Annotated in this window: 24 protein-coding genes and 1 pseudogene; 12 read left to right on the top strand and 13 right to left on the bottom strand. The window is 72.7% G+C overall.

Features of this window, described 5'->3' with window-relative positions:
- Window positions 1-456 (top strand): methylmalonyl-CoA mutase family protein (locus ACFWWU_RS33645; RefSeq protein WP_384151700.1); only part of this gene is annotated, 456 nt, incomplete at its 5' end.
- Between the two features lie 42 nt (window positions 457-498).
- Window positions 499-622 (top strand): annotated as a pseudogene (locus ACFWWU_RS33640) (transcriptional regulator); the annotation flags it as partial.
- 16 nt (window positions 623-638) lie between these two features.
- On the opposite strand, the gene ACFWWU_RS33635 reads toward ACFWWU_RS33640, so the two are convergent.
- Complete coding sequence (locus tag ACFWWU_RS33635) at window positions 639-1,073, bottom strand: hypothetical protein (RefSeq protein ID WP_384151697.1); 435 nt, start codon at window positions 1,071-1,073, stop codon at window positions 639-641.
- A 154-nt stretch (window positions 1,074-1,227) separates the two neighbouring features.
- Here ACFWWU_RS33635 and ACFWWU_RS33630 point away from each other — a divergent pair, with 154 nt between their 5' ends.
- Complete coding sequence (locus ACFWWU_RS33630) at window positions 1,228-1,551, top strand: nuclear transport factor 2 family protein (RefSeq protein WP_384151695.1); 324 nt, start codon at window positions 1,228-1,230, stop codon at window positions 1,549-1,551.
- A gap of 42 nt (window positions 1,552-1,593) precedes the next feature.
- Here the strand turns inward: ACFWWU_RS33630 and ACFWWU_RS33625 are convergent, their stop codons facing one another.
- A complete protein-coding gene (locus ACFWWU_RS33625; RefSeq protein ID WP_384151692.1) occupies window positions 1,594-2,337 on the bottom strand; it encodes an SDR family oxidoreductase in 744 nt (247 codons plus the stop codon).
- A 192-nt stretch (window positions 2,338-2,529) separates the two neighbouring features.
- A complete protein-coding gene (locus ACFWWU_RS33620) occupies window positions 2,530-3,531 on the bottom strand; it encodes a Gfo/Idh/MocA family protein (protein WP_384151689.1) in 1,002 nt (333 codons plus the stop codon).
- A gap of 81 nt (window positions 3,532-3,612) precedes the next feature.
- Here ACFWWU_RS33620 and ACFWWU_RS33615 point away from each other — a divergent pair, with 81 nt between their 5' ends.
- Together ACFWWU_RS33615 and ACFWWU_RS33610 are read left to right on the top strand one after the other, a co-directional pair.
- On the top strand, window positions 3,613-4,923 hold the full coding sequence (locus tag ACFWWU_RS33615) for a multidrug effflux MFS transporter (RefSeq protein WP_384151686.1): 1,311 nt from the start codon (window positions 3,613-3,615) through the stop codon (window positions 4,921-4,923).
- Between the two features lie 116 nt (window positions 4,924-5,039).
- The gene (locus ACFWWU_RS33610; protein ID WP_384151683.1) at window positions 5,040-6,026 is read left to right on the top strand and encodes a small ribosomal subunit Rsm22 family protein; all 987 of its coding nucleotides are present in this window, start codon (window positions 5,040-5,042) and stop codon (window positions 6,024-6,026) included.
- Here the strand turns inward: ACFWWU_RS33610 and ddaH are convergent.
- Window positions 6,023-6,853 (bottom strand): dimethylargininase, encoded by an 831-nt coding sequence (ddaH, locus tag ACFWWU_RS33605; protein WP_384151680.1) that lies wholly within the window; start codon window positions 6,851-6,853, stop codon window positions 6,023-6,025. The genes ACFWWU_RS33610 and ddaH overlap by 4 nt on opposite strands.
- A 232-nt stretch (window positions 6,854-7,085) precedes the next feature.
- Here ddaH and ACFWWU_RS33600 point away from each other — a divergent pair, with 232 nt between their 5' ends.
- The gene (locus tag ACFWWU_RS33600; RefSeq protein ID WP_384151677.1) at window positions 7,086-7,865 is read left to right on the top strand and encodes a bifunctional DNA primase/polymerase; all 780 of its coding nucleotides are present in this window, start codon (window positions 7,086-7,088) and stop codon (window positions 7,863-7,865) included.
- A gap of 84 nt (window positions 7,866-7,949) precedes the next feature.
- Here ACFWWU_RS33600 and ACFWWU_RS33595 read toward each other — a convergent pair whose 3' ends face one another.
- Complete coding sequence (locus tag ACFWWU_RS33595) at window positions 7,950-8,987, bottom strand: hypothetical protein (RefSeq protein WP_384151674.1); 1,038 nt, start codon at window positions 8,985-8,987, stop codon at window positions 7,950-7,952.
- Window positions 8,988-9,128: 141 nt separating this feature from the next.
- Here ACFWWU_RS33595 and ACFWWU_RS33590 point away from each other — a divergent pair, with 141 nt between their 5' ends.
- Window positions 9,129-9,431 carry an HtaA domain-containing protein gene (locus ACFWWU_RS33590; RefSeq protein ID WP_384151715.1) on the top strand — a complete coding sequence of 101 codons (303 nt, stop codon included), beginning with the start codon at window positions 9,129-9,131 and terminating at the stop codon, window positions 9,429-9,431.
- A gap of 22 nt (window positions 9,432-9,453) precedes the next feature.
- Here ACFWWU_RS33590 and ACFWWU_RS33585 read toward each other — a convergent pair whose 3' ends face one another.
- On the bottom strand, window positions 9,454-11,544 hold the full coding sequence (locus tag ACFWWU_RS33585; protein ID WP_384151671.1) for an FG-GAP repeat domain-containing protein: 2,091 nt from the start codon (window positions 11,542-11,544) through the stop codon (window positions 9,454-9,456).
- An 82-nt stretch (window positions 11,545-11,626) separates the two neighbouring features.
- Here ACFWWU_RS33585 and ACFWWU_RS33580 point away from each other — a divergent pair, with 82 nt between their 5' ends.
- Window positions 11,627-12,295 (top strand): PhzF family phenazine biosynthesis protein, encoded by a 669-nt coding sequence (locus tag ACFWWU_RS33580; RefSeq protein WP_384151668.1) that lies wholly within the window; start codon window positions 11,627-11,629, stop codon window positions 12,293-12,295.
- Between the two features lie 39 nt (window positions 12,296-12,334).
- Here the strand turns inward: ACFWWU_RS33580 and ACFWWU_RS33575 are convergent, their stop codons facing one another.
- Together ACFWWU_RS33575 and map are read right to left on the bottom strand one after the other, a co-directional pair.
- Window positions 12,335-12,985 (bottom strand): heme oxygenase (biliverdin-producing), encoded by a 651-nt coding sequence (locus tag ACFWWU_RS33575; RefSeq protein ID WP_384151665.1) that lies wholly within the window; start codon window positions 12,983-12,985, stop codon window positions 12,335-12,337.
- A gap of 114 nt (window positions 12,986-13,099) precedes the next feature.
- The gene (gene map / locus ACFWWU_RS33570) at window positions 13,100-13,957 is read right to left on the bottom strand and encodes a type I methionyl aminopeptidase (RefSeq protein ID WP_384151662.1); all 858 of its coding nucleotides are present in this window, start codon (window positions 13,955-13,957) and stop codon (window positions 13,100-13,102) included.
- A gap of 61 nt (window positions 13,958-14,018) precedes the next feature.
- On the opposite strand from map, the gene ACFWWU_RS33565 reads away from it, so the two are divergent.
- On the top strand, window positions 14,019-14,252 hold the full coding sequence (locus ACFWWU_RS33565) for a hypothetical protein (RefSeq protein ID WP_384151659.1): 234 nt from the start codon (window positions 14,019-14,021) through the stop codon (window positions 14,250-14,252).
- Window positions 14,253-14,288: 36 nt separating this feature from the next.
- On the opposite strand, the gene ACFWWU_RS33560 is transcribed toward ACFWWU_RS33565, so the two are convergent.
- Together ACFWWU_RS33560 and ACFWWU_RS33555 are read right to left on the bottom strand one after the other, a co-directional pair.
- Window positions 14,289-15,590, bottom strand: a complete 1,302-nt coding sequence (locus tag ACFWWU_RS33560; RefSeq protein ID WP_384151656.1) for an MFS transporter — start codon at window positions 15,588-15,590, stop codon at window positions 14,289-14,291.
- A gap of 84 nt (window positions 15,591-15,674) precedes the next feature.
- Window positions 15,675-16,277 (bottom strand): hypothetical protein, encoded by a 603-nt coding sequence (locus tag ACFWWU_RS33555; RefSeq protein ID WP_384151653.1) that lies wholly within the window; start codon window positions 16,275-16,277, stop codon window positions 15,675-15,677.
- A 106-nt stretch (window positions 16,278-16,383) separates the two neighbouring features.
- Here ACFWWU_RS33555 and npdG point away from each other — a divergent pair, with 106 nt between their 5' ends.
- On the top strand, window positions 16,384-17,118 hold the full coding sequence (gene npdG / locus ACFWWU_RS33550; protein ID WP_384151650.1) for an NADPH-dependent F420 reductase: 735 nt from the start codon (window positions 16,384-16,386) through the stop codon (window positions 17,116-17,118).
- Window positions 17,119-17,142: 24 nt separating this feature from the next.
- Window positions 17,143-17,382, top strand: a complete 240-nt coding sequence (locus ACFWWU_RS33545) for a hypothetical protein (protein WP_384151647.1) — start codon at window positions 17,143-17,145, stop codon at window positions 17,380-17,382.
- Here ACFWWU_RS33545 and ACFWWU_RS33540 read toward each other — a convergent pair.
- Window positions 17,379-18,173 carry a site-2 protease family protein gene (locus ACFWWU_RS33540; RefSeq protein WP_384151644.1) on the bottom strand — a complete coding sequence of 265 codons (795 nt, stop codon included), beginning with the start codon at window positions 18,171-18,173 and terminating at the stop codon, window positions 17,379-17,381. The genes ACFWWU_RS33545 and ACFWWU_RS33540 overlap by 4 nt on opposite strands.
- A 203-nt stretch (window positions 18,174-18,376) precedes the next feature.
- On the opposite strand from ACFWWU_RS33540, the gene ACFWWU_RS33535 reads away from it, so the two are divergent.
- Window positions 18,377-21,685, top strand: a complete 3,309-nt coding sequence (locus ACFWWU_RS33535; RefSeq protein WP_384151641.1) for a BTAD domain-containing putative transcriptional regulator — start codon at window positions 18,377-18,379, stop codon at window positions 21,683-21,685.
- Window positions 21,686-21,700: 15 nt separating this feature from the next.
- Here ACFWWU_RS33535 and ACFWWU_RS33530 read toward each other — a convergent pair whose 3' ends face one another.
- Both ACFWWU_RS33530 and ACFWWU_RS33525 read right to left on the bottom strand, forming a co-directional pair.
- A complete protein-coding gene (locus ACFWWU_RS33530; RefSeq protein ID WP_384151638.1) occupies window positions 21,701-22,564 on the bottom strand; it encodes an ABC transporter permease in 864 nt (287 codons plus the stop codon).
- Complete coding sequence (locus tag ACFWWU_RS33525; RefSeq protein ID WP_384151635.1) at window positions 22,561-23,553, bottom strand: ATP-binding cassette domain-containing protein; 993 nt, start codon at window positions 23,551-23,553, stop codon at window positions 22,561-22,563. Before ACFWWU_RS33525 ends, ACFWWU_RS33530 begins: the two co-directional genes overlap by 4 nt.
- Window positions 23,554-23,665 lie beyond the last annotated feature (112 nt).

Here is a 23,665-nt window from a genome sequence, read left to right as displayed (position 1 = left end):
GTGGTCGAGAAGATGACGGACGACGTGGAGGCCGCGGCGCTTGAGCTGATGGCCAAGGTCGAGGACATGGGCGGCGCGGTCGCGGCGATCGAGCGCGGTTTCCAGAAGGGCGAGATCGAGCGCTCGGCGTACCGGATCGCGCAGGAGACCGACAGTGGCGAGCGGGTCGTCGTCGGTGTCAACCGGTACACGATCGACGTCGAGGAGCCTTACGAGCCCCTCCGTGTCGACCCGGCGATCGAGGCCCAGCAGGCCGAACGCCTCGCCAAGCTCCGGGCCGAGCGCGACCAGGCCGCGGTGGACGCGGCCCTGGTCGAGCTGAAGAAGGCGGCGGAGGGCACGGACAACGTCCTCTACCCGATGAAGGACGCGCTCAGGGCGCGGGCGACCGTCGGCGAGGTCTGCAACGCCCTGCGCGAGGTGTGGGGCACGTACGTCCCCACCGACGCCTTCTAGCTTCCGCGGACGGCGGCCCCGCCTCTCGGCAAGGTCTGTGCCGAGGCGCCGCTCCGGGGCGAGTACGAACTCACCGCGCTTGGAAGGTCGTTGCTCGCCCCGATCGAGGCGTTCGGGGCCGCGGGCCTTCGAGCGCGGCGACGAGGTCGTGGCCGCCCAGGAACGGCACGTCCGACCCTGGCTCAGGCGAGGACCTCGATCCTCCACTGGGGGTCGCGGTCGTCCGTCCGCGCGAACACGCGCTTGGGGAGCAGCGAGCGGTCCTCGAAGAGGTCGCGGCCGAGCGCGAAGCCGTTCTGGTCGATGACGTAGATCCCGTCCCGGAGGTCGTCGAGGCCGGTGACCGTGGTGGCGCCGTCCTCGCCGACGCGCTGGAGGCGCCAGACGGAGGCGGGGGAGTCGTCGGGCCGGACGGCGACCGGGGCCCGCTCGCCGCCCTCCGCGACGACCGTGTCCTCCGTGCCCTTCACGGTGAACCGGAACCCGCCGTCCACCGGGCTCACGGCCCACTCGGCGGCCTGCTGCCGCTCGACGAGCAGGCCCACCAGGTGTCCGTCCAGGACCCCGACGGGGGCCTCCTTCGCGTACAGCTTGACGACCTTGATCATGTCCGACATCGAGCCTCCTGTGCTGAGTGCGGCAGTTGTCCCGATCCTGCCCGCACGGACCTGGCGCGGGCCAGCGAACACGCAGGTGCGTCCGAGCGACACACGTCCCGCGCACGGCCGTGTTCCTCGGGGCGGGCGGGCCGCCGGGTGTACGGGTAGGGGCATGACGATCCCCGTGAACCAGCTCACCGACCCCGCCGTACGTGCCTTCGTCACGGCTCTCAACGCCAACGACGAGCAGGCCCTCCACGGGCTCCTGACCGCCGACGCGACCATGTCCGACGACGGTTCCGACCGCGATATCCGGGAGTGGCTCGACCGGGAGGTCTTCGCCTCCCGCGGCCACATGGACGTCGAGTCCGAGGCCGACGGCGGGCGCGTGCTCGTCGCCCGCTACCGCAACGACACCTGGGGCGAGATGCGGACCAAGTGGCAGTTCACCGTCGAGGGAGGCAAGATCTCCCGCTTCGAGACCGGCCAGGCGTAACCCCCCGTCCCCCCGTACCCCCCGGGGGCATCGGCCGGGGTGCTAGCCCCGGCCGATGTACGGCATCGCCGTAGCCATCACCGTCGCGAACTGGACGTTCGCCTCCAGCGGCAGCGCCGCCATGTGCACCACCGTCGCCGCCACGTCCGCGGCGTCCATCACCGGTTCCGCGACCTTCTGCCCGTTGGCCTGGAGGATGCCGGTCTGCATGCGGGCCGTCATCTCGGTGGCCGCGTTGCCGATGTCGAGCTGACCGCAGGCGATCCGGTACGGGCGCCCGTCGAGCGACAGCGACTTCGTCAGGCCCGTCATGGCGTGCTTCGTCGCCGTGTACGCGATCGAGTGCGGGCGCGGCACGTGCGCGGAGATCGAGCCGTTGTTGATGATCCGGCCGCCCTGCGGGTCCTGCTCCTTCATGGCCCGGAAGGCCGCCTGCGCGCAGAGGAACGCGCCCGTCAGGTTGACGTCGACGACCGCGCGCCAGGTCTCCGGGTCCAGGTCCTCGACGGGGACGCCGCCGCCCGCGAAGGTACCGGCGTTGTTGAAGAGCAGGTCGACCCGCCCGTACCGGTCCCGTACGGCCGCGAAGAGCGACGCGACCTCCGTCGCCGAGGTCACGTCCGTCGGGACCGTCAGGAAGTCGCCCGCCGGGAGGGCCTCGGCGGTCTCCTCCAGGGCCGTGGCCCTGCGGCCGGCCAGGGCCACCGACCAGCCGGCCTCCGCGAGGGCCAGCGCCACGCTCCGGCCGATGCCCGATCCCGCTCCCGTCACCACTGCGATGCTCATGGGCGCGCAGCGTACGCGAGACGCGTGCCCCGTGAACCCATCTGTCCGACACGTGGATGTGCTCCGCGCTGTGCGGTGAGTCTTCGCATGAGCGCCCGCGGCGAGTTCCGTACGGTCCCGTACGTCACGCCCCCGGGCGCCCATGCCGCCCCCCCGCCGCCTCCTACGTCACGGAGGCGGGGAACCGGGGCGTCACACCCGCGTAGCCACCACCTCGGAGGGATAGCGGACGCCGACGCGCTCCCGTACGGCGTCGAGCGTCCGCATCACCGCGAGCGAACCGTCCAGCGGCACGAGCGGCGACTCCGTCCCGCCCGCCCGCAGGCAGCGCATCACCTCGGCGGCCTCGTGCCGGAAGGAGTGCGGGTCGTCGCCCGACACGAACTCCTCCGGCTCCCGGCCGTTCCGGTGCAGGGTGAACCGCTCGGGGAAGAAGAAGCCGCGCGGCACGTCGATCCGGCCGAGCGTGCCCGTCACGGACGCCGTCAGCGGGGTGTCCGCGACGAGCGAGCAGGACAGCAGCGCCGAGGCGCCCGAGTCCCAGCCCAGCAGCATCCCCGTGTTCAGGTCGACGCCCTCCGGTGAGATCAGCGCGTGCGCCTGGACCGTGTCCGGCTCGCCGAGCAGCAGCTGCGCGAACGACACCGGGTACACCCCCAGGTCGAGCAGCGCCCCGCCGCCCACCGCGGGGTCCCGCAGCCGGTGGTCGGCGGCGAAGGGGCCCGCGAGCCCGAAGTCCGCCTGGACGGTCCTGACCTCGCCGATGGCCCCGCCCCGCACGAGCTCCGCGAGCCGCAGGATCAGCGGGTTGCAGTACATCCACATGGCCTCCATGAGAAAGAGGCCACGGTCCCGGGAGAGGGTGACCAATTCCTCCGCCTCGCGGGCGTTGAGCGTGAGAGCCTTCTCGCAGAGCACCGCCTTTCCCGCCTCCAGGGCGCGGCCGGCCGCCTCCCGGTGGGCGTGGTGCGGCGTCGCCACGTACACCACGTCGACGTCCTCGTCGGCGAAGAGCCCGGCCCACTCCCCGTACGCCCGCGGGATCCCGAACCGGTCCGCGAAGGCCTTCGCCGACGCCTCCGTACGGGACGCCACCGCCACGACCTCGGCGCCTTCGAGCGTCAGCAGGTCCGTCGTGAACCGCTCCGCGATGCCGCCCGTCGCCAGGATTCCCCAGCGAACCGTTTCCTTCATGTTCCCCACCTGTCCCCACCTGTCCCACAGAGGTCTCGACCATGCCGATCGAGCTGAGAGCATAGGCAAGGATTCAACGAAATGGAGCAGTCGATGCCGGAGAGCGGCCAGAAAACAACACAAGGGCACATAATCGAGAGCGCTCCGGTCGCTCCGGTCACCGGCGGTGCCCCCGCCGCCCGGAGCGTGGGACTGCTCGTCACCCTCGTCCTGGGCGGACTCACCGCCCTGCCCCCGCTCTCCATGGACATGTACCTGCCGGCACTGCCGGAGGTCACCGGAGCGCTCCACGCACCGGCCGCCACCGTCCAGCTCACGCTCACCGCCTGCCTCGCCGGCATGGCCCTCGGCCAGCTCGTCGTCGGCCCCATGAGCGACAAGTGGGGCCGCCGCCGCCCGCTGCTCGTCGGCATGGTCGTGTACGTCCTCGCCACCGCCGTCTGTGCCCTCGCGCCCACCGCCGAACTCCTCATCGGCTTCCGACTGCTCCAGGGCCTCGCGGGCGCCGCCGGCATCGTCATCGCCCGCGCCGTCGTCCGCGACCTCTACGACGGCGTCGAGATGGCCCGGTTCTTCTCCACCCTGATGCTGATCTCCGGCGCCGCCCCGATCGTCGCGCCCCTCATCGGCGGCCAGATCCTCCGGATCACCGACTGGCGGGGCGTCTTCCACGTCCTCACCGTGATCGGCATCCTGCTCACCGTCGTCGTCTGGCGCTTCCTCGGCGAGACGCTCCCGCCCGAGCGGCGCCACGAAGGCGGCGTCGGCGACGCCCTGCGCACCATGCGCGGACTCCTCGCCGACCGGGTCTTCACCGGCTACATGCTGACCGGCGGGCTCGCCTTCGCGGCCCTCTTCGCGTACATCGCGGCCTCGCCGTTCGTCGTCCAGGAGATCTACGGAGCCTCGCCGCAGACCTTCAGCCTGCTCTTCGGCATCAACTCGATCGGCCTCGTCATCGTCGGCCAGATCAACGGCAAGCTCCTCGTCGGCCGCGTCCGCCTCGACAAGGTGCTCGGCTGGGGCGTCGGGACCATCCTGCTCGCCTCCCTCGCCCTGCTCCTCATGACGACCGGCGTCTTCGGCGAGGTCGGGCTCGTGCCGATCGCCGCCGGACTCTTCGTCCTCATGTCCGCGATGGGCCTGGCCCTGCCCAACACCAACGCCCAGGCCCTCATGCGGACCCCGCACGCGGCCGGCTCCGCCTCCGCGCTCCTCGGCACCTCGTCGTTCCTCGTCGGCGCCGTCGCCTCCCCGCTCGTCGGCATCGCGGGCGAGCACACGGCGGTCCCGATGGCGGTCGTCCAGCTCACCTGCGCCGCCCTGTCCCTGGCCTGCTTCCTGGGCCTGTGCCGCCCGTGGCAGCCGGGCAGGACGGCCACGGGAATCTGACCGGACGGCGCCCCCAGCGGGCGTGCCGGGCGGGTCGGCACCCCGGGTTCTTGCCCGCCGCGACGATCCCGACCCGCTCGACCCGGGGGCGGGACGCGGCCGCCTAGACTGTCGCGGTGAACGCCACCCCTCCCTCCGCCGAGTCCCTGCGCGCCGCCCTCGCCGGGCTCCTCGACGGGCTGCCGCCCACCCAGGCGGCCAAGGCCGTCGAGCGGCTGATCGCCAACTACCGGGGCACCACCCCGACGGACGTCCCCGTGCTGCGCGACCGCTCCGACGTCGCCGCGTACGCCGCGTACCGGATGCCGGCGACCTTCGAGGCGGTACGGGGCGTCCTCGACGCCCTGCGGGAGGCCGCGCCCGACTGGGCGCCCGCCACGCACACCGACGTCGGCGGCGGTACCGGCGCGGCGAGCTGGGCCGTCGCCGAGGCCTGGGACGAGGCGCCGCCCCGGACCACCGTCCTCGACTGGGCCGAGCCCGCGCTCGCGCTCGGCCGCGAACTGGCCGCCGGCGCCCTCGACGCCGAGTGGCGGCGCGAGCGGATCGGCACCGCGCTGAAGCTCGCGGACACCGACCTCGTCACCGTCTCGTACGTCCTCAAGGAACTGACCGGGCCCGACCGCACGGCGCTCGTGACCGAGGCGGCGCGCGCCGCGCGGGCGGTCGTGATCGTCGAGCCCGGCACCCCCGACGGCTACGAGCGGATCATCGCCGCCCGCACCCTGCTCATCGACGCCGGATTCACCGTCGCCGCGCCCTGCCCGCACAGCGGGGCCTGCCCGATCGTGCCGGGCACCGACTGGTGCCACTTCTCGGCCCGCGTGAGCCGCTCCTCGCTGCACCGCCAGGTGAAGGGCGGCTCCCTGCCGTACGAGGACGAGAAGTACAGCTACGTCGCCGCCACCAGGTTCCCGGTGACTCCGGTGGTCTCTCGCGTCACCCGCAGGCCGCAGATCCGCAAGGGCCTGGTCCAGCTCGACCTGTGCGGCCCCGACGGGCTCGCCCGGGAGACGGTCACCAAGCGCCACGGGCCCCTGTACAAGCAGGCCCGGGACGCCGACTGGGGCGACTCCTGGCCGCCGGAGCGGGACACCCTCTAGAGGCGCAGCTCCTGCGTGCAGCACTTCACGCTGCCGCCGCCCTTGAGGAGCTCGCCCAGGTCCATGCCGACCGGCTCGAAGCCCCGCTGCCGCAGCGGCTCGTAGAGGCCCACCGCCGCCTGCGGCAGCAGCACGTGCAGACCGTCGCTCACCGCGTTCAGCCCGAGTGCCGCCGCGTCCTCTTCCGTCGCGATCAGCGCGTCCGGGAAGAGCCGGGCGAGCACCGCGCGACTGCCCGGGGAGAAGGCGGCCGGGTAGTACATGACCTCGTCCCGGGCGTCGTCCAGGACGCACAGCGCCGTGTCCAGGTGGTAGTAGCGCGGGTCCACGAGCTCCAGACCGATCACGGGCCGGCCGAAGAACTCCTGCGCCTCCCCGTGGGCGAGCGGGCTGGAGCGGAAACCGCGCCCCGCGAGGATCCACGATCCGGTGACGGCGAAGTCTCCCTCGCCCTCGTTCACGTGCTCCGGGAGCCGGAGTGCCTCACCAGGCCAACCGTTCCTGCGGAACCAGGACAGGTGCGCGGCGGCCTCGTCGGCCCGCTCGGCATGGGCGAACTTCGCGCCGAGGACCCGGCCGTCGACGACAGTGGCGCCGTTCGCCGCGAAGACCATGTCCGGCAGCGCCGGGTCGGGAGCCAGGAGCTCCACGGTGTGGCCCAGTACACGGTAGCGGTCGCGCAGGTCCTCCCACTGGGCGAGGGCCAGCGGCAGGTCGACCGGTTTCGTGGGGTCCATCCAGGGATTGATCGAGTACGTCACCGTGAAGTGCGTGGGTGGGCACATCAGGTATCGGCGGGGCGAGGGCGTGCGCGGAGTGGGGCGCAATGAGGGCTCCTCACGAACGGGCGGACGGAAGAACCGAAGATCGGTGGACCCATGGTCCGCCCTGGGCGCGCCCCGCGCTGTGGACCGTTCGGGTGGTTCGTACGTCCCACCCGCACCACCACTCCGCGTACCCCGTTTCTGCACCCCGGTTCCACACTCCGGTCACCCGAGGCGCAGGATGGTGGGACCATGGGCAGAGCCGAACGGGCGAGCATGAGCTGTGAGGGGATAGATGGGCGACGGCATCGGCCGCTACCGCGGCACGGAGAGCAAACTCGCACAGTGGCTGCGCAGGCGCCCGAAACGCACCGCGGCGGACGACGAGAACGACCGCGAGAAGCTGCTCCTGGCCATTGCCGCCGCCGGGCTGCCCCTGGCCCCCGCCGCGTATCCCGTCGGCTACAGCTGTTCCTGTGAGCGGATCGGCTGTCCCACCCCCGCTCGGCACCCCGTCTCCTTCGCGTGGCAGACCCAGTCGACCACCGACCGCGCCCAGATCGAGCGCTGGGCGCGGAACGAGCCCGAGGCGAACTTCGTCACCGCCACCGGCATGGTCCACGACGTCCTCGACGTGCCGCTGGCCGCCGGCCGCGCCGCCCTGGAGCGGCTGCTCGCCGAGGGCGTCGAGGTCGGACCGGTCGCCGAGTCCGCCGAGGTCGACACGGTCGGCGGGCGGATGCTCTTCTTCACCGCCACCCGCGGCACCCCCGAGGACGAGGACGAGTGGTGGCCGTGTGAGCTCGACTGCCACCCGGAGACGATGGACGAGCACCCGGGGCTGCGCTGGCACTGCCGCGGCAGCTACGTCCTCGTACCGCCGGCCCGGCTCCCCGGGGACGAGGACGCCCATCCGGTGGTCGCCTGGGTCCGCGGGCCGGAGCACCCCCTGCCGGACCCGCTGAACCTCCTGGAGACCCTCCAGGACGCCTGTGCGCGCCACGCGGCCGCCCGGGAGGCCGAGGGCGACGGGGAGCACACGGCCCACGAGATCGCCTGGCCGCTGACCCGCTGAAGCCCCCGGCCCGACGCCGGGGGTCCGGCCGAGAGCCCTCGGCCATGAGTCCTCGGCTATGAGCCCTCCGCTACGGGCCTTCCGCTACGAGCCTTCCGCGCCCACCACGCCCTGGAGCCGGCCCGCGATCGTGACCCCGTCGCGGTCCGTGCCCGCCGGCTTCACCAGGACCGCCAGGTTCGACACCCACTCCTTGGTGACGGTGTTCTTCACCTCGCCGGTCAGCAGTGCCTTGACGTCCGGGCCGACCTTCGGCCGGTAGCCCTTCGCCGCAGTCTGCCGCTCGAAGTACCGGGTCGCGAAGAAGACGAACGCGCCGCCGTCCTTCGTCCGCAGCCCCAGCGGGGCGAAGTCCCCCTGGTTCGCGACGCGGTCGATGTACTGGGTGGCGAGTCCGGGCCGCTTCGCGGTCTTCTGCCGCTCCTCGCGCCACAGCGAGGTGTGCGGACCCGCCGCGTACGGCCCCGGCTTCCCCTCCTGCAGATACGCCACGTACTCCGCCCCGAGGTCCTCGGGCGCGACCGCGAGGGCGTCGGTGTCCGCGGCGACCGGCACCGCGTACCCCTCCTCCTCGGCGAACTCGGGCACCGCCCGCGCGCTGAGGACCACCAGGTGGGCGACCTCCCACAGCTCGTCGGGCCCGTTGCGCACGAAGGCGAGGACCCAGCGCTGGTCGGCGCGGCCCTGGTCGACGTCGTGGTTCGAGTCGGTGTCCGCGACGAACCAGCGCGGCCAGCCCGCCTTGCGGGGCACGACGAACCGCGCGTCGGTCAGTTCGAGGGCCCGGTGGTCCGGGTTGCCGCCGGGGCTCGTGACCGCCCGCGAGCGCAGGCCCGCCTGGTTGATCGCCCCGAGCGGACCGGTGACCCGGCCCGAGTCGAGCGCGGGGTCGTTGGCCTTGTCGGCCCGGTTGTAGGCGGCGGTGAAGTCGGCGAGGGCCTGCGCGGCCTCGGACGTCGACACCGCCGGAAGCAGCGCCGTCTCACCGTGGACCGTCACGCAGCCGCTCGCGGTCAGCGCCAGCACGGTCGTCGCCGCGGTGGCCGCCAGCGCCCTCACCGGTCGCGCCGCGAGGCGCTCGACCGGTCGTCCCGGTGCTCGCCTCAGCCTCAGCCTTCTCATCGGTCGCCTTCTGCTTCTCCACCCGCACGGACGGACCCGACCCTATCGGGGCCGGGAACGGTGCGAGCGCCGGGATCGGATACAGCGCCCACACCGTGACCTGAAGGACCGTCGGGTCCGGCCGGCGTCGTCAACGGCAGGCTGACCTGGGGCGTCAAGCAGAGCAGGCAGCGGTACGTCGGCGAGATGTGCGGCGGCTCCGTCACGGCCTCCGTCACCGCCTCCGGCGGCGCCGTGAAGCGGGGCTCCGCCTACGACTTCGGTTTCGTCAAGGCCGACCTCGACCCCGACGCCCGCAAGGTCGAGGCCGCGTTCTCCGGCAAGCTCGCCTTCGTCTGCAACGCGCACGGCATCGACTGGACCGTCGCCGATCCGAAGGTCAAGGCGACCGGCACCACCGGCACCCTCATCGCCGACGTCACCGGGCAGGGCCGCACCCGATGACCGGGTGCGGCCCTGCCGTCCGCTAGCGGGCGCCCCAGCCCAGATCGACCGGGCCGCTGGCGCCCAGGCCGTCGACGCGGCCCGGGTAGAGCCGGGCCGTGCCGTCCGCCCAGACGGCGAGGACGTCCGGCATTCCGTCTCCGGTCAGGTCGCCGACACCGGCCATGGTCCGCACGATGCCCCAGCCGGTCGACAGCTCCTTGCGAGCGCCGAGGCCCCCGGACGTGTCGCCCGGGTACAGCCACAGCTTTCCGTCGGTGGCCACCGCGAGGACGTCCGGCCGGCCGTCGCCCGTCAGATCGCCCGCGCCCGTCACCAGGCGCATGGTGTTCCAGCTCGTCCCGATCTTGTGACTCGCACCGAGACCGCCCGGGCGGCCCTCATAGAGGTACGCGTCGCCGTTCTCCCAGATCGCCATGAGATCCGGGTTCGCGTCGCCGGTCATGTTGCCGACCCCCGTCATCCGCGTCACGACGCCCCAGCCGGTGGCCGAGACCGGCGTGCGGCGGCCGAGACCGTCGGCGGCGCCCGGGTAGAGCCACAGGGCCCCGCCGTCGTCCACGGCGAGGACGTCAGGCCGCGGGTCGGTGTCGAGGTTGCCGACGCCGGCCACGAGGCGCATGGTGTCCCAGCTGGTGCCGATGGACGAGCGGGCGGCCACGCCCCCCTCGGACCCGGGATACAGGACGAGGTTGCCGCTGCCCGCGCTCGCCGATGCCGACGCCGTCGGCCGGATCGCGATCACGTCCGGCAGAGCGGTGCCGGTCAGGCTCCCGCCGAGGCCGGTGAGGGAGCGCACCGGCAGTTCGGGCCTGGGCCACCGGATGTGGAAGACGGTGAGGTTCCCCGGGGCCTCGTTGACGGTCCACAGCTTGTCGGTCGCGGGCCAGTACGAGACGTTCTCGTTGTTGACGCCGGTACGGGTCCACAGCCGCACGGGCTCACCGGGCCAGGCGTGGTACAGGCAGCTGGGGATGTTCGCCCCGCCCTCGACGAACTCGGGGCACGGCGCGGAGACGACGAACCGTCCCCGGTTCATCGCGATGCCCTGCGCCCCACTGACGGTGGAGGTGTAGGCGTCGGACGGCCGGGCCCTCTCCACCTCGACCACGGGGTCCTGGCCCTTCTGCTCCTTCACCATCCGGGGCAGTCCCGTGGCGTCCAGCGGCCAGCGCAGGATCACCCCCGGGTCCAGGAACCGCTGCTGCTGCTTGGGCTGCACCCCGTTCAACTCGACGGTGACGAGGGCCGGCTCGGGGCCGCTCAGGTCGAGCGAGGCGCCGGTGAAGCACGGCGGGGCGGGGGTCTCCGCGTAGGTGCCGCAACTGCCGGGGGCGTGGTCCGCGTACCGGAACTCGTCGACCTGCGGCAGCGCGTACTCGTACCCGGGGGTGTAGTACGTGCCGTTCGAGACGCCGAAGGCGGTGCCGCCGGGGTTGGTGTCCCAGAACCGCGTGAGGTCGAAGAGCGCCATGCCGGCGCCGGTGGAGACGTACAGGCGGTTCTTGTACCACGTCACCGAGTGGGCGTGGCCGGTCAGCCCGGTGTAGCCCGTGGCGGTCGGCTTCACGAGTGCGACATGCCGGTACTTCACCTGCGCCGGATCGGTCACGTCCGCGAAGGTGACCCGGATCGCCCCTCCGGCCGTCTTCGGATACCAGCTGGTGACGACGATCTGCCGTTCGCCGACGAGCGCGGCGTTCTCCGGCGCCTCGCCGGAGCCCGTGAGGCCCTGGGCGACGTGGGTGTACCCCGAGGCCACGTCGTCGGCCGCGTCCCAGCAGAAGCCCTGGGCGCCCGCCGCGTTGGTCGCGTGACACAGGGGCCGTCCGGCCCGGTTCAGACCGTTCAGCACGGTGCCGATGCCGACCTTCGGTACCCCGCTCGTGCCGTTCTCGACCGCGGCCGCGTCCCGCGCGTAGTGCGTCGTCCCGTCCGTCTCGGTCAGACGCGCCGACCAGCGGGCATCGACCGGCCGGTCCACGATCGTCGCGGCGACGACCTCGCCGTTCAGTACGGTCGCCGCCGCTGCCTGCTGCGGCACCAGACCGACGAGCAGCAACCCCGCCGCCAGCGCACCCGTGACGTGCCCGCCACGTCCCCACCTGGGCATGACAAATCCCCCTCCATGGTGTTCCCCGACGGAACACGCGCGGTCGGCACACTAACCCGGCTTCGGATGCTTCAATTCCGCCATGAACACGACCGCCACTGACGTCGACGTCCTCCGGGTCTTCTGTGCGGGCGACGGCCGCCACGGCAACGCCCTCGGAGTCGTACGGGACCCCCGCCACCACCCCGACGAGGCCTCCCGGCAGGCGCTCGCCAAGGAGCTCGGCTTCAGCGAGACGGTGTTCGTGGACGACCCGGAGCGCGGTCACGTCGACATCTACACCCCCGGCCTGCGGCTGCCGTTCGCCGGACACCCACTCGTCGGGGCCGCCTGGCTGCTCGACCTGGAGGTCGTCTGCCCGCCGGCGGGCGAGGTGTGGGTGCGCGGGGACGGGGAGTTCACCTGGATCGAGGCGCGCGCCGAGTGGGCGCCGCCGCGGACCCTGCGCCGGTACGGCTCCGCCGCCGAGGTGGACGCCCTGGAGGTGCCCGAGCCCGGCGAGTGGATCTACGCCTGGGCGTGGCAGGAGGAGGCCGCGGGCCGGGTCAGGGCGCGGGCGTTCCCCGGGCGCGGCGACGGCATCGACGAGGACGAGGCGACCGGCGCGGCGGCGCTGCTCCTGACGGCCCAGCTGGGACGGGCCCTGAACATCACACAGGGCCGGGGTTCGCAGCTGCTCACTGCCCCCGGCCCTGACGGCATCGTGGAGTTGGGCGGACGTGTCCGCCTGGAGGGAACCCTCACGTGCTGAACACGCTGGACACGCAGGGCCCCGAAGGGCCCCGAAGGGTCACGCGCTGAGCGGGAACTCGCCGCCCAGCTGGTGGAAGACCGCGCTGTTGAAGTCGAAGGCGCGCTTGCACTCGTCGACGATCCGCTGCTTCTCCAGATCGTCGGCGTTCACCGCGTCGAGCAGCTCCCGGTAGGTCCGCTTGAACGCGGCCGGGTTGGAGATCTCGTCGAAGACGTAGAAGCGCACGCCGTCGCCCTTGCGCGTGAAGCCCCAGGTCCGCTCCGCCTTGTCGCGGATGATCTGACCGCCCGACAGGTCGCCCAGGTAGCGCGTGTAGTGGTGGGCCACGTAGCCGGCGGGCCAGTCACGGGCGCACTCCGCGACCCGCTCGGCGTACGCGACGGTGGCGGGCAGCGGGGAGACCCCGGCGCGCCAGTCAGGACCCCGCAGGTGGGCGAGGTCCTGTTCCAGGGCGGCCGTGCGGAACAGCTCGGCCTGTATGAACGGCCCGGCGACCGGGTCCTCGCGCAGCGCCTCCGCCCCCTCCTCCAGGGCGCGGTAGACGAACCAGAGCTGCTCCGTGTAGCGGGCGTAGGCGTCGACGGCCAGGCGTCCGCCCAGGAGGTCGCCCATGAAGGACGACGTCTCCGCCTCCGTGTGCTGCTCGTGCGAGGCCGTACGGATGAGCGTGGAGAAGGGCGTGTCCAAGGCGTGCCTCCGGGACCGATGGGACGGGAACCAGTGCTGATCCTGCCAAGTTAGGCATACCTAAGTCAACTGGTTCCCGACGTCCTGTCGGTAAAAACGTACCCGTTCGAAGGGTCAGGGCAACGTAAGGATTTCGGCCCCGTTCTCGGTCACGACGAGCGTGTGCTCGAACTGCGCCGTCCGCTTCCGGTCCTTGGTCACCACGGTCCAGCCGTCGTCCCACATGTCGTAGTCGTGCGTACCGAGGGTCAGCATCGGCTCGATCGTGAAGGTCATGCCGGTCTTGATCTCGGTGGTGTGGTGGGGGGAGTCGTAGTGCGGGACGATCAGGCCGGAGTGGAACGACGAGTTGATGCCGTGCCCGGTGAAGTCGCGGACGACCCCGTAGCCGAAGCGCTTGGCGTACGACTCGATGACCCGCCCGATGATGTTGATCTGGCGGCCCGGCCGCACGGCCTTGATGGCCCGGTTCAGGGACTCCCGGGTCCGCTCGACGAGCAGCCGCGACTCCTCGTCGACGTCGCCGCAGAGGTAGGTGGCGTTGTTGTCGCCGTGGACGCCGTTGATGTACGCCGTGACGTCCAGGTTCACGATGTCGCCGTCCCGCAGCACCGTGGAGTCCGGGATGCCGTGGCAGATGACCTCGTTGATCGAGGCGCAGAGCGACTTCGGGAACCCGCGGTAGCCGAGGGTCGAGGGATAGGCGCCGTGGTCGCACATGTACTCATGGGCGACCCGGTCGAGCTCGTCGGTGGTGACACCCGGAGCGATGTGCTTGGCGGCCTCCTCCATCGCCCGCGCGGCGATGCGGCCGGCGATCCGCATCCGCTCGACGGTGTCGGAATCCTGCACCTCGGGCCCGCTGTACGGGGCCGGGGCAGGCTTCCCGACGTACTCGGGGCGGCGGATGGAGCCCGGGACGGAGCGGTGGGGGGAGAGCTCCCCCGGAACGAGAAGCGACTGGCCAGACATGTCAGCGAGTCTAACGACCGCGTCTGGGGCAGCATGGTCTCGGAGGAAGGAGCCGACGACGATGGCCCTGTTCAAGAAGCGCACCGCGGGCAAACCGGGCGAGTGGTACTACTGCCTGGAGCACAAGAAGGTCGAGGAGGGTCCCGAGTGTCCGGCGAAGAACCGATTCGGCCCGTACGCCAACCGTGAGGAGGCGTCCCACGCCATGGAGACCGCCCGCGAGCGGAACCTGGAGTGGGAGACGGACCCGCGCTGGCACGAGGGCGGACGCCCGGACGAGAACCCGGAGGCGTAGCCCCGAGGCATGATCTCGGCAGGAGGCCGGGACCGCTCAGGCGGCCCCGGCCTCCTGCTGTGCCGCCTCCTGCTGGGCCTTGCGGCGCAGCGAGTCCTCGTCCGTCTCGGAGTCGTACGTGAGCAGCTTCGGCAGCGCCAGGCAGAGCAGCCCCACCGAGGCGACACAGGCCACACCGCCCGACCAGACGGCCGCCCTGGTGCCGGTCCACCCGGCCATCACGCCCGCCCGGACCTGGCCCAGCTGCGGGCCGACGCTGTAGGAGAGCACCTCGATGCCGGCGAGCCGCCCGCGCAGCTCCTCCGGGATCGTCTGGTTCCAGATCGTGGCCCGGCCGAGACCGCTCAGCATGTCGCCGGCGCCCGCGAAGGCCAGGCAGAGCAGGACGAGCCAGATGTTCCCGAACCAGCCGGCCGCCGCGATCGCCAGACCCCAGCCGGCCGCGCCGCCGACCACGAGCAGCCCGTGCCGCCGCACCTTCGACGTCCAGCCGCTGGTCAGGCCGAGCACGAGCGAGCCGACCGAGCCCGCCGCGTACATCAGGCCGAGGGACCAGTCCGCGTCCAGCTCGTCCGCGAGGAACGGGAAGATCGTGTTCGGGAAGGCGAAGAACATCGCCGCGAGGTCGATCGCGTACGTGCCGAGCAGCACCGGCCGCGACCAGGCGTACCGCGCGCCCTCCGCGATGCCCCGCAGCGAGGGCTTCTCCGCGTCGTGCGCGGGCGGCGCGGGGGAGAGGCGGCGGCACATCAGCACCGAGGCGGCGAAGCCGACGATCGTCACCGCGTACGCCGGGGCGTGACCCGCGAACGCGACGACGAGGCCCGCGATCGACGGGCCCGCGATCGAGCCGATCTGCCAGCGCAGCGAGTTGAGGGCCGCGGCGGCGGTCTGGTGCTCGTGCGGCACGATCCGGGCCAGCAGCGAGTCGAGCGCGGGACGCTGGAGCCCCGCGAGCGCGGAGACGCCGGCCGCGACCACGTACAGAGGCCACAGCAGAGGCTCCGGCAGCAGCGCGTTGAGCAGCAGGAGCAGGGCGAGCACGCCGAGACCCGCCTCGGTCCCGATGATCACCTTCCGCCGGTCCACGGCGTCGGCGAGCGCGCCGCCGTACAGCCCGAACACGACCAGCGGCACCAGCTCGACCGCGCCCATCGCCCCGACCGCGAGCGGCGAGTTCGTCAGCTCCTTGATCTGGAGCGGCAGGGCGATCATCGCCATCGCGCTGGCGAAGTAGGTCACGAGCCCCTGACTCCACAGGAGCCGGAAGTCACGGGACGTACGCCAGGGCGCCAGATCGGGCAGGAGGGCGGAGAGCTTGGAGGAGGGGGAGGACACGAGGGGTCATCTTCCGACCGGAAGACGCCCGGGGCAACCGAATAAGCCGGTCACCGGGCCACAGGTCCCGGCACCGCGCTCCCGCTACCAGCGGCTGGGCGGCGGTGCCGTCAGACGGTCGGCGAGATCGGCGAGCCGGTCACGGAAGCGGCGGCTCCCGCGCGGCGACGGCAGACTGTTCTCCCCGGCCGCCGCGCTCACCAGGTGCTGCACCGTGTCCAGGTCGACCTCCGCCCCCTCCGCCACCGTGAGCGACTCGTGGGCGAGCCCCCGCACCTCCGCGTCGCCGCCGTCGAGCGAGAGCACCGTCGCCCCCGCCCGCCGGGCGTCGTGCATCCGCTGGAGCAGCCCCGCGTCCGGCCGCTCCGGCGCCACCATCAGCAGCGTCGCCCCGCGCCCCGCCGCCTCCAGACGGCCGAGACCGACCGCCAGATGCGCCGGATCACCCGGCCGCACCCGGTGGCGTACGAGCGTGGGGGCCAGCTCCGGCAGCCCCGACCAGGCCGCCTCGTCGACGAGGTGCGCCGCCAGGTGCCAGGGCTCGTACTCCTCCGTGCCGACGAGCAGCAGCCCGCCCCGGTGCGGCACGACCGAGGAGCGGAGCGCCCCCGCGAAGCGGCGGGCCGCCCGCGGCCACTCCGTCCCGGCGAGCACTTCCCGCAGCAACGCGACCCGTACGGCATCCATGGGGTGGCATCCTGCCCCAGCGGCGCCCGGAGCGTGGCCGATTGTGGGAGGGGCCACCCGTAAGGGACGGGCCCCCGCGCCCCGACCGGTGGGTAATGTCGGGTCCATGACTTCCTCGACTGGCTCGACCGACTCCACCGCCGCTCCCCAGGCGGCCCCCAAGGCGGCTCCCAAGGACCCGTGGGACCTCCCCGACGTCTCCGGGCTCGTCGTCGGCGTCCTCGGCGGCACCGGCGAGCAGGGCCGCGGCCTCGCCTACCGGCTCGCCAAGGCCGGCCAGAAGGTGATCCTCGGCTCCCGCGCCGCCGACCGGGCGCAGGCCGTCGCCGAGGAGCTCGGCTTCGGTGTCGAGGGCGCCGACAACGCCGACTGCGCCCGCCGCAGCGACATCGTGATCGTCGCGGTCCCGTGGGACGGCCACGCCAAGACCCTGGAGTCCCTGCGCGAGGAGCTCGCGGGGAAGCTCGTCGTGGACTGCGTCAATCCGCTCGGCTTCGACAAGAAGGGCGCCTACGCCCTCAAGCCCGAGGAGGGCTCCGCGGCCGAGCAGGCCGCCGCGCTCCTGCCGGACTCCCGGGTGGCCGCCGCCTTCCACCACCTCTCCGCCGTCCTCCTCCAGGACGCCTCCCTCGACGAGATCGACACGGACGTGATGGTCCTCGGCGAGGAGCGCGCCGACGTCGAGCTCGTCCAGGCCCTCGCCGCCCGCATCCCGGGCATGCGGGGCGTCTTCGCGGGCCGCCTGCGCAACGCCCACCAGGTCGAGTCGCTCGTCGCGAACCTGATCTCGGTCAACCGCCGCTACAAGGCCCACGCGGGACTCCGGGTCACCGACATCTGAGCCGGTCCCGGCCGGGCGCACGGCATGGGGGACACTGGACGGGCACCAGCAGCCGTACCCGGACAGGAGCCGTCCCCCATGCCCCGCCTCGCCCTCTACGCCCTCGTGGTCTGCGCCCTGGCCGTCGCCGCGGCCGTCGTCTCCTTCGTCCAGGGCAGCTTCCTGGGCGTGATCTGGGTCCTCCTCGCGGGCCTCTCCTCGAACATGGCGTGGTACTACATCCGCCGCGCGAAGGTCGAGAAGCAGGCCGCGGCCCAGGGCTAGACCTGGCAGAACTCCGGGGTCTCCTGCCAGAACCGGAACAGCTGCGAGCCGCAGTAGCGGGAGAGTTCCGGCACCCCGAGCGACCGCATCAGCGCGTCGATCGCGTCGAAGAAGGCGCCGTTGACCGCCGGTACGAACAGCAGCGCGATCACGATGAAGAAGCCGTACGGCGCGTACGGCTCGATCTGCCGCTTCAGCTTGTACGAGAGCCAGGGCTCCACGACCCCGTAGCCGTCGAGGCCCGGCACCGGCAGGAAGTTCAGGAGCGCGGCCGTCACCTGGAGGAACGCCAGGAACGCCAGCGCGTACCGGAAGGCCACGGGCACGCCGTCCAGCGCGTCCAGCCAGAACGGCGCCGTGCAGACCAGCGCGAACAGGACGTTCGCCAGCGGGCCCGCCGCCGAGATCAGGCTGTGCTTCCAGCGCCCCTTGATACGGCCGTGCTCGATGAAGACGGCCCCGCCCGGGAGACCGATCCCGCCCATGATGACGAACAGCACCGGCAGGATGATGCTCAGCCACGCGTGCGTGTACGCGAGCGGGTTCAGGGTCAGATAGCCCTTGGCCCCGACCGTGATGTCCCCGCCGTGCAGGGCGGTGCGGGCGTGCGCGTACTCGTGGAGGCAGAGCGACACCACCCACGCCGAGGTCACGAAGAGGAACACCGCCAGGCCGGGCGAGGCGGCGAAGTCCGTCCACACCGCCCAGCCGGTGACGGCCATGACGGCGAGGATCGCCAGGAAGACGGGACTGATCCGCCGTTCGTGACGCCGAGTGGTGGCCGTGCTCATCGCGGAGACTCCCGTGGGCCGGAGGGCTGGTGTGCGGGAAACGTACCGGGCACCGGCCGGGTTCCGGGACGCGGGTCCCGGTGCGAGTACGAGTACGAGTGCGGGCCCGGTGCCCGGACTCCAGGCCCCTTCCCGCGCCGCGTGCCCCGCCGTTCGCGTGCCCTGATTCCGGAGCCGAGGGGCTTCTCGCGGAGAATGGTGTCGTGCGTTACTCCCTGCTCGGCCCGACCCTCGCCCATACGCCCGACGGCGCCGACGTGACCGTCGGCGGCCCGCGGGTGCGCGCGCTGCTGACCGTCCTCGCCCTGCGGGCCGGCCGGACCGTGCCCGTACCGGACCTCGTCGACGAGGTCTGGTACGGCGACGAGCCGCCCGCCGACGCGGTCGCCGCGCTCCAGGCGCTCGTCGGGCGGCTGCGCCGGGCCCTCGGCCGCACCGCGGTGATCTCCGCCGACGGCGGCTACCGGCTCGACGCCCGGCCCGAGGACGTCGACACCCACCGCTTCGAGCGGCTCGCCGCCGAGGGCGTGGCCGCGCTCGGCGCGGCCGACGCCGGGCGGGCCGCCGCGCTCCTCGACGAGGCCCTCGGCCTCTGGCGCGGTGCCGCCCTCGCCGACCTGCCGGACCGGGACGCCGAGGCGGGCCGCTGGGAGGCCCGCCGCCTCGACGCCCGCCGCGCCCGGCTCGGCGCCGCCCTGGCCCTGGGCGAGGCGGCCGCCGCCCTCCCCGAACTGACCGCCCTCACCGCCGCCCACCCGCTCGACGAGCCTCTCCAGGCCCTCCGTATCCGGGCCCTGCGGGACACCGGCCGCGCGGCCGAGGCGCTCGCCGCGTACGAGTCGGTCCGCCGCGCCCTCGCCAACCGCCTCGGCACGGACCCCTCCCCGGCCCTGCGCGCCCTCCACGCGGAGCTGCTCGCCCCGGCGCCGCCCGCGCCGCCCGCGCGGCCGGAGGCACCGAAGCCGCCCGTCCCCGGGAACCTCCGCGCCCGGCTCACCAGCTTCGTCGGGCGGGACGAGGACATCACCGCCCTCCAGGAGTCCCTGCGGACGGCCCGGCTCGTCACCCTCCTCGGGCCCGGCGGCGCCGGGAAGACCCGGCTCTCGCAGGAGGCGGCCGAGCGCGGGGCCGAGGCCTGGCCGGACGGCGTGTGGGTGGCCGAGCTCGCCCCCGTCACCGACCCGGAGGCCGTCCCCGAGGCCGTACTCGCGGCCGTCGGCGCCCGGGAGACCGTGCTGCGCGGCGCGAGAGCCGAGGAGCTGCGCGGCGGGGGCGACCCGCTCGACCGGCTCGTCGAGCACTGCGCCGGGCGGCGGATGCTGCTGCTCCTCGACAACTGCGAGCACCTCGTCGCGGCCGCCGCCGAGCTCGCCGAGGCCCTCCTCGCCCGCTGCCCCGGACTGCGGGTCCTGGCGACGAGTCGGGAGCCGTTGGGGGTGCCGGGGGAGGTGTTGAGTGCGTTGGGGCCGTTGCCGGTGGACATGGCGTTGCGGTTGTTGGGTGAGCGGGGTGCGGCGGCGCGGCCGGGTTTCCGGGTGGCGGACGATGTGGGGGCGGCGGAGGAGGTGTGTCGTCGGCTTGACGGGTTGCCGTTGGCGATCGAGTTGGCGGCGGCGCGGTTGCGGTTGTTGTCGGTGCGGCAGATCGCGGACCGGCTTGACGATCGTTTCCGGTTGTTGACGTCGGGGGCGCGGACGGTGTTGCCGCGTCAGCAGACGTTGCGGGCGGTGGTGGACTGGTCGTGGGAGTTGCTGGACGGGGTGGAGCGGGGGGTGTTGCGGCGGCTCGCGGTGTTCACGGGCGGGTGTGATCTGGCGGCGGCGGAGACGGTCTGTGCCGGGGAGGGTGCCGGGGTTGACGTTCTGGACGTGTTGGGTGCTCTTGTCGACAAGTCGCTCGTGGTCGCGGGGCCGGGTCCGGACGGTGTGGGGATGCGGTTCCGGCTGCTGGAGACGGTGGCGGAGTACGCGGGGGAGCGGTTGGACGAGGCCGGGGAGCGGGCGGTGACGGAGCGGCGGCATCTCGCGTACTACCGCGAGCTGGCCCGCCGTACCGACCCCGAGCTCCGCGGCTCAGGACAGGTCGCCGCCATCGCCCGGTTCGGGACCGAGTACGGCAACCTCCGCACCGCCCTGCGCCGGGCCGTCGCCGCCCGCGACGAGGACGAGGCGCTCGTCCTCGTCCACTCCCTGCTCTGGTACTGGCAGATGCGCGACCTGCGCACCGACGCCCTGCACTGGGCCCGGGCCGCCGCCGACCTCGGTCCCGACCCGTTCACGCCGCCCGCGGCCCCCGTCGTCCCCCTCCACGAGCCGTGCACGGCCGCGCCGCCGCCGCTCTCCGAGGAGCAGCGCTGGGAGGCCCGGCGCGGGGTGCGGCTCGTCGAACTCCTCAACATGGACCACGAGACCGGGCGCTGGACCAGCCCCGAGGGCGTGCACCGGCTCCGCGAGATGACCGCCGTCTACGAGCCCGGGCTGCCCCAGACCTGCCGGCTGCCCGGCTCCTTCGCCGTCTTCGCGGTCCTCATCATGGGAGAGGCCGGCCGGCTCCGCGAACTCCTCGACACGACGGTGGCGGCCTGCCGCCGGCACGGCTACGACTGGGAGCTCGCCAACGCCCTCCAGATGCGTGCCAACATGTTCGCCAACCGGGCGGACCTGGCCGGCGAGGCGACCGGCGACGCCGACGAGAGCCTGGAGATCTTCGCCCGGCTCGGTGACGCCTGGGGCGCTGCCGAGGCGCTCTCCTCCCGCGCGGAGGCCCACGAGCGGCGGCTCGAGTTCGAGGAGGCGGCCGAGGACTTCGCCGCCGCCATCGACTACGCGGAACGGATCGGCGCCCAGTCGCAGATGGCGCTGCTGCGGGCCCGTTACGCCGGGACGCTCGTCGAGACCGGGCGGCTCGACGAGGGGGAGGCGATCCTGCGCGAGATCGTGGGCGGGGGCCACGGCTGGGGCCACGAACCCCTGCTCGGCGCCCGCATCTTCCTTGCCCTGGCGCTCGGCCGCAGCGGTCGCACCGCCGAGGCCCGCGAACACCTGCACGCGCTGCGGGGGGAGTTCGGCTCCGAGACCCTCTCCCTCTTCGAAGGCTTCACCCTCGGCAGTCTGGGCTGGCTGGACAACGTCGACGGGCGGTACCACTCCGCGTTCCACCTCGCCGCGCAGGCGTACGAGCGCTCCCTCGGCTCCCTGTCGATGATGGTCGCCCCGCAGATGCCGGCGGTCCACGTCGTCGTCGCGGCCTGGGCGCTCGCCGGCCTCGGCAGCCCCACCGCACGGCTCGCCGCCACGCTCCTCGGGACCAGGGAGAGCCTCCTCCCGCCAGGCCACCTGCCGCCGCCGCTGGAGCGGGAGAACCTGGCCACGGCCACGGAGCTGACCCGGTCCGTCCTCGGCGACGAGGAGTTCGCCGCGGCACACGCCGAAGGCGACGGCCTCTCCCTGGAAGAGACCGCCGCCCTGCTCGGCCGCGCCGCCGACGCGATCAGTGAGCGCGCCGAGTCCTGAACCCCCTGTCGTCCCTCAGGTCTTCTTGCGGAACTTGGTGACCGCGAGCGGCGCCGTGACGACCGTGATCAGCAGCGCCCAGCCGAGGACCATCCACACCGAGTGGGCGACCGGACCGCCGTTGATCAGGTTCCGGGCGGCGTCGGCGAGGTTCGACAGCGGGTTGTAGTCGGTGAAGGTCTCCAGCCAGCCCGGCATCGACGCCGTCGGGGCGAAGATCGAGGAGCCGAACTGCAGCGGCATCAGGACGAGCATGGCCATGCCCTGGACGGCCTGGGCCGTCTTGAGGCTGAGCCCGAGCAGGATGAAGATCCACATCAGCGAGGCGCCGAAGACCATCGAGAGACCGATGGCGGCGAAGAGGTGGAGGACCGAGGTGTGGATCTCCATGCCGAGCAGGAAGCCCATGCCGAGCAGGATCGCGGTGGCGATCAGCATCCGGCCGACCTCGACGACGATCTTCGCGATCAGGACGGAGGACCGGGCGATCGGCATCGTCCGGAACCGGTCCATGACCCCCTTCTTGAAGTCGTCGTTGATGCCCACGCCGACGGCCATGGCGATGTTCATGCCCATCATCGCCATCAGGCCGGGCGTCACGTAGTTGACGTAGACGTCGTTGTTGCCCTTGCCCGAGATGGCGCCGCCGAAGACGTACACGAACAGCAGGATGAAGATGATCGGCATCAGGACGGCGTCGAACATCGACTCCGGGTCCTGCTTGATCTGGAGGGCGTTGCGGCGGGCCAGCGCGCCGATGTGGCGGAGATTGGCCCGCAGCCCGATCCGGCCCTCGGCGGACGGCGCGGGGCGCGCCGGAGCCGTCCTCGGCCCGTCGACGGGGGACTTGGTGACGGTGGTCGTGGTCGTCGTGCTCATGCGGCGACCTCCTCGCTGATCGCGTCGGACACGTCGGTCTTCTGGCCGGTGATCGCGAGGAACACCTCGTCCAGGCTGGGCAGATGGGTCCCGATGTGGGCGATGCCGAAGCCGCGCGCGCCGAGCAGCGCCACGACGGCGGTCAGCTGCTGGTCGGTGAGGATCGGCACGTACAGCGCGCCCTCGTCGGGCACGACGGTCGAGCCGGCGACGCCGTCGAGACCGGTCTCGCGGAGCGCGGCGGCCATGGCCGACAGCTGGTCCGGGTCGACCGGGCGGATCTTCAGGGTCCGGCCGCCGACCTTCGCCTTGAGCTCGTCGACACCGCCCTTGGCGATGACCTTGCCCTTGTCGATGACGGTCAGCTCGCTCGCGAGCTGCTCCGCCTCCTCCATGTACTGCGTGGTCAGCAGGACGGTGACGCCCTCGGAGACCATCCGCTGGACCTCGTCCCACACCTCGTTGCGGGTGCGCGGGTCGAGGCCGGTCGTCGGCTCGTCCAGGTAGAGGACGGAAGGCTGCCCGATCATCGAGGCCGCGAGGTCGAGCCGGCGGCGCATACCGCCGGAGTAGGTCATCGCGGCGCGCTTGGCGGCGTCGGTGAGGGAGAAGCGCTCCAGCATCTCGTCGGCCCTGCGGCGGGCGTCCTGCCGGGACAGGTCGAGCAGCCGCCCGATCATGTAGAGGTTCTCCCAGCCGGAGAGCTTCTCGTCGACCGAGGCGTACTGGCCGGTGAGGCCTATGGTGCGGCGCAGCTGGCGGGGGTGCTTCACCACGTCGTACCCGGCGACGATGGCGGTCCCGGCGTCCGGGACGAGGAGGGTGGACAGGCAGCGGACGAGGGTGGTCTTCCCGGCGCCGTTCGGCCCGAGGACCCCGAGGACGGTGCCCTCCCGGACGTCCAGGTCGACCCCGTCGAGGGCCTTCGTCGCGCCGAAGTGCTTCACGAGGCCCCGGACCTCGACGGCGTTGGTGTGTGATCGCGTCATGGCAGCTACTACACCAGCCACCACCGACATTCCCCCGACAGACGACCGACAGCCCGCCGATGGGGGATGTCGGCGGGCTGTCGGAGGTGCCGCAGTGGCTCCGGGGGAACTC

The sequence above is a fragment of the Streptomyces sp. NPDC058650 genome (assembly GCF_042717315.1).
Classification (GTDB): Bacteria; Actinomycetota; Actinomycetes; order Streptomycetales; family Streptomycetaceae; genus Streptomyces.
The sequence above is the reverse complement of the archived record's forward strand: the minus strand, read 5'-3'. Positions and strand labels throughout refer to the sequence as shown.

Bases quoted from the DNA above. Each gene is read 5' to 3' on its own strand.
- ACFWWU_RS33635 (WP_384151697.1), bottom strand. From the start codon at position 1,073: ATGTCGGACATGATCAAGGTCGTCAAGCTGTACGCGAAGGAGGCCCCC.
- ACFWWU_RS33630 (WP_384151695.1), top strand. From the start codon at position 1,228: ATGACGATCCCCGTGAACCAGCTCACCGACCCCGCCGTACGTGCCTTC.
- ACFWWU_RS33625 (WP_384151692.1), bottom strand. From the start codon at position 2,337: ATGAGCATCGCAGTGGTGACGGGAGCGGGATCGGGCATCGGCCGGAGC.
- ACFWWU_RS33620 (WP_384151689.1), bottom strand. From the start codon at position 3,531: ATGAAGGAAACGGTTCGCTGGGGAATCCTGGCGACGGGCGGCATCGCG.
- ACFWWU_RS33615 (WP_384151686.1), top strand. From the start codon at position 3,613: ATGGAGCAGTCGATGCCGGAGAGCGGCCAGAAAACAACACAAGGGCAC.
- ACFWWU_RS33600 (WP_384151677.1), top strand. From the start codon at position 7,086: ATGGGCGACGGCATCGGCCGCTACCGCGGCACGGAGAGCAAACTCGCA.
- ACFWWU_RS33595 (WP_384151674.1), bottom strand. From the start codon at position 8,987: ATGAGAAGGCTGAGGCTGAGGCGAGCACCGGGACGACCGGTCGAGCGC.
- ACFWWU_RS33585 (WP_384151671.1), bottom strand. From the start codon at position 11,544: ATGCCCAGGTGGGGACGTGGCGGGCACGTCACGGGTGCGCTGGCGGCG.
- ACFWWU_RS33580 (WP_384151668.1), top strand. From the start codon at position 11,627: ATGAACACGACCGCCACTGACGTCGACGTCCTCCGGGTCTTCTGTGCG.
- map (WP_384151662.1), bottom strand. From the start codon at position 13,957: ATGTCTGGCCAGTCGCTTCTCGTTCCGGGGGAGCTCTCCCCCCACCGC.
- ACFWWU_RS33565 (WP_384151659.1), top strand. From the start codon at position 14,019: ATGGCCCTGTTCAAGAAGCGCACCGCGGGCAAACCGGGCGAGTGGTAC.
- ACFWWU_RS33555 (WP_384151653.1), bottom strand. From the start codon at position 16,277: ATGGATGCCGTACGGGTCGCGTTGCTGCGGGAAGTGCTCGCCGGGACG.
- npdG (WP_384151650.1), top strand. From the start codon at position 16,384: ATGACTTCCTCGACTGGCTCGACCGACTCCACCGCCGCTCCCCAGGCG.
- ACFWWU_RS33545 (WP_384151647.1), top strand. From the start codon at position 17,143: ATGGGGGACACTGGACGGGCACCAGCAGCCGTACCCGGACAGGAGCCG.
- ACFWWU_RS33540 (WP_384151644.1), bottom strand. From the start codon at position 18,173: ATGAGCACGGCCACCACTCGGCGTCACGAACGGCGGATCAGTCCCGTC.
- ACFWWU_RS33530 (WP_384151638.1), bottom strand. From the start codon at position 22,564: ATGAGCACGACGACCACGACCACCGTCACCAAGTCCCCCGTCGACGGG.
- ACFWWU_RS33525 (WP_384151635.1), bottom strand. From the start codon at position 23,553: ATGACGCGATCACACACCAACGCCGTCGAGGTCCGGGGCCTCGTGAAG.